Genomic DNA, 3,227 nt, shown 5'->3' on the forward strand with positions numbered 1-3,227 from the left:
GGGGGGCCTGCAGGTGGCTGCGGGCGGCCCGGCCTGGCTCCATCCGGGCCGCTCGGGCACGCTGCGCTTCGGGCCGAAATCGGAGATCGGCTGGTTCGGCGAGGTCCATCCGCGGACCCTGCAGGCGCTGGACCTCAAGGGCAGCCTGGTGGCGTTCGAGATCGTGCTCGACGCCCTGCCGCTGCCCAAGCACAAGCCGACCAAGGCCAAGCCCGCTCTGGCCCTGTCCGAGTTCCAGCCGCTGTCCCGCGACTTCGCCTTCGTGGTCGGCCGCGACGTCCCGGCCGGCGACATCGTCAAGGCGGCCCAGGGGGCGGAGCGCAAGCTGGTCACCGGCGTCGAGGTGTTCGACCTCTACGAGGGGGCCGGCGTGCCCGACGGGTCCAAGTCGGTGGCCATCGCGGTCCGCCTGCAGCCGGTGGAGCGAACCCTGACCGATGCCGAGATCGAGGCGGTGAGCGCCAAGATCGTCACCGAAGTCTCGCGCCGGACCGGCGCGACCCTTCGGTCCTGAGGAGAGCGGCATGAACCGGATCGCAGCGCTCATCGAGGACTTGGCAGCGTCCGAGCACCGGCCGACCAAGGCGCTGCGGGAGGCGCTCGAACATCCGGCCGAGATCGCCGAGGCGACGCTGCCGCTGCTGGAGGCCGCGGCCAACGGTGACGAGCTCACCCCGGAGCAGGAGAACCTCCTGTTCTGGGGCCTGCACGTCCTGGCGCATGCCCGGGACACGCGCGCCCTCGCGCCGCTCCTCAAGCTCCTCCGGCAGGACGAGGACACGCTCGACGCGATCCTGGGCGACGCCGTGACGGCGACGCTGTCCAAGGTCGTGGCGAGCCTGTTCGACGGGGATCACCAGCCCCTGTTCCGGCTGATCCTCGACAGCACGGTCGATGACCTCACCCGCATGGCGCTGCTGTCGGCCTGCACCTTCCTGACCCTCGAGGGCCGGATCGACCGCGACGCGATGCACGCGCTGCTGGTCCGGTTCGACGACGCGCAGGCGGCCGTCGAGGAGGGACCGGCCTGGGTCGGCTGGGAGGAGGCGATCGCACATCTGGGCTTTCGCGATCTCGCCCCGCGTGCCGCGGCGGCCCGGGCGGACGGGCGGATCACCGACGAGATCAGCGACGCCGCCTGGTTCAAGGAGGCGCTGCGCAAGGCCGAGACCAAGCCGGAGGACCGGGATCGTCTCGGGCCCTACCAGTACGGCTATCTCGACGATCCGGTCGAAGCGCTCGACTGGACCGCGGAGGGCGCCGGCGAGCCGCAGCGCAATCCGTTGAAGGATGTCGGGCGCAACGATCCGTGTCCCTGCGGCTCGGGCAAGAAGTTCAAGAAGTGCTGCCTCGGCAAGACGGAGACTGACGGCCCGTGGATGCCGCCGGGCGCTCTACTGGGCTGAGGCCGCGGTGCCGCTGAGCGGATTGTCCGGGTCCCAGCCGTAGCGCAGCGTCTCGAATCGCATCGAGCGAGCGTCCACCATGAGCAGGCGCCCGACCAGCAGCTCGCCGAATTGGGCCACGGCACGGATCACCTCCATGGCCATCAGCGAGCCCATCACGCCGGCCAGCGCCCCGAGCACGCCGGCCTCCGCGCAGGCCGGCACGCTGCCGGGCGGCGGCGGGTTGGGGAACAGGCAGCGATAGGTCGGATTCGGCTTGCCGTCCGGGCCGGTCTCGTGCGCGCGGATCGTGGTGAGCGTGCCGTCGAACCGGCCGAGCGCAGCGGTCACCAGCGGTCGCCCGGCGTGGAAGCAGGCATCCGAGACGGCGTAGCGGGTGGCGAAGTTGTCGGAGCCGTCGGCGACGAGGTCGTAGCCCGCGATCAGGTCGACGGCATTGTCCGGCGCGATGCGGAACGGGTGCTGGATCACCGCCACGTGCGGGTTGAGGCGTTCGACCGCGTCGGCCGCGCTCTCGACCTTCGGCCGGCCGAGATCCGGCGTGCCGTGAATCACCTGGCGCTGCAGGTTCGACAGCGAGACGGTGTCGTCGTCGACGATGCCGATCGTGCCGATGCCGGCGGCCGCGAGATACTGGATCAGCGGCGCGCCGAGCCCCCCTGCCCCGATCACCAGCACCCGGGCCGCCTTGAGGCGTGCCTGCCCGGGGCCGCCGACCTCGGCCAGGACCAGGTGACGGGCGTAGCGTTCGATCTCTTCGGGAGCCAGGGCCATGGCCCCGAGATAGTCGCCTCCGCGGCTTTGCGGAAGCGCTACAAATGCGAACGCCGCCCCGGGTCAGGAGGCGGCGTAAATCGCTGTGGCCGAGCGGATCAGCGCGGCGCGAGGATCATGATCATCTGGCGGCCTTCGAGCATCGGCTCGCTCTCCACCTTGGCGATCTCGGCCGTCTCGTTCTTCACGCGCTCCAGGAGGCGCAGGCCGATATCCTGGTGAGCCATCTCACGACCACGGAAGCGCAGGGTCACCTTGACCTTGTCGCCCTCCTCGAAGAAGCGGTGAACCGACTTCATCTTGGTGTCGTAATCGTGCTTGTCGATGCCGGGGCGGAGCTTGATCTCCTTGACCTCGACGGTCTTCTGCCGCTTGCGCGCCTCGTTTTGCTTCTTCTGCTCGTTGAAGCGGAAGCGCCCGTAATCGAGCAGCTTGCAGACGGGCGGCACCGAGTTCGGCGCGATCTCCACGAGATCGAGGCCGGCTTCCTCAGCGAGAGTCAGCGCGTCGAAGAAGGGGACGACGCCGCGGTTCTGCCCGGTATCGTCGATCAGCTGCACTTCCCGCACCCCGCGAATGTCGCGGTTGGCGCGCGGCCCGTCCTTCTGCGGGGCCGGCATGGCTCTCATCGGTCTACGAATGGCTTCGGTCTCCTGCTGCAACGACGAAACGGCGGACCTGGCGACCCGTTCCTCGGATCCCCTGACCGCCAGCCGTTCCGGTCTCTCCCGGACCTACTACGTTGGAGGAAGCTCCACGAGAGTCAACGGGTCGCCGACGCGGTCGGCGAAATAATCGGCACCCCGGGGTCGTCTGGCCGGCCCACCGTGCCCGGAGGCCACGGCTTGTCAGGTGTGCCGCCCGAGCAACTGGGCGTAGACCGCCAAGGTGTCGCTGGCCATGCGCTCAAGGGAGAAATTCGCCTCCACATGGGCCCGTCCGCGCCGGACCAGGGCATCGCGGGCGCTGGCACCGAGAGACAATGCTTCGGTGAGGGCTGCGGCGAGCGCGCCGGCATCGCCTGGCGGCACGCGCCAGCCCGTCCGC

The 3,227-nt window shown here is 69.9% G+C and carries 3 protein-coding genes and 2 pseudogenes; 2 read left to right on the forward strand and 3 right to left on the reverse strand.

What is annotated here, in order from left to right; all coding sequences use genetic code 11:
- Both FV228_RS24550 and FV228_RS24555 read left to right on the forward strand, forming a co-directional pair.
- A pseudogene (locus tag FV228_RS24550) lies at positions 1-514 on the forward strand (phenylalanine--tRNA ligase subunit beta); the annotation flags it as partial.
- 10 nt (positions 515-524) lie between these two features.
- Positions 525-1,406: a DUF1186 domain-containing protein gene (locus tag FV228_RS24555; protein WP_147856949.1), complete on the forward strand. Its 882-nt coding sequence runs from the start codon at positions 525-527 to the stop codon at positions 1,404-1,406.
- Here the strand turns inward: FV228_RS24555 and moeB are convergent.
- From moeB to FV228_RS24570, 3 genes and pseudogenes are all read right to left on the reverse strand, one after another.
- Complete coding sequence (moeB, locus tag FV228_RS24560) at positions 1,395-2,180, reverse strand: molybdopterin-synthase adenylyltransferase MoeB (RefSeq protein WP_147856950.1); 786 nt, start codon at positions 2,178-2,180, stop codon at positions 1,395-1,397. The genes FV228_RS24555 and moeB overlap by 12 nt on opposite strands.
- 98 nt (positions 2,181-2,278) lie before the next feature.
- Positions 2,279-2,800: a translation initiation factor IF-3 gene (infC, locus tag FV228_RS24565; protein WP_007561393.1), complete on the reverse strand. Its 522-nt coding sequence runs from the start codon at positions 2,798-2,800 to the stop codon at positions 2,279-2,281.
- Positions 2,801-3,028: 228 nt separating this feature from the next.
- Positions 3,029-3,227, reverse strand: a pseudogene (locus FV228_RS24570) (glycosyl transferase); the annotation flags it as partial.

Origin of the sequence: Methylobacterium sp. WL18 (genome assembly GCF_008040015.1) — a bacterium.
Taxonomy (GTDB): Bacteria; Pseudomonadota; Alphaproteobacteria; order Rhizobiales; family Beijerinckiaceae; genus Methylobacterium; species Methylobacterium mesophilicum.

Coding starts and splice junctions, on each gene's coding strand:
- FV228_RS24555 (WP_147856949.1), top strand. CDS start 525: ATGAACCGGATCGCAGCGCTCATCGAGGACTTGGCAGCGTCCGAGCAC.
- moeB (WP_147856950.1), bottom strand. CDS start 2,180: ATGGCCCTGGCTCCCGAAGAGATCGAACGCTACGCCCGTCACCTGGTC.
- infC (WP_007561393.1), bottom strand. CDS start 2,800: ATGCCGGCCCCGCAGAAGGACGGGCCGCGCGCCAACCGCGACATTCGC.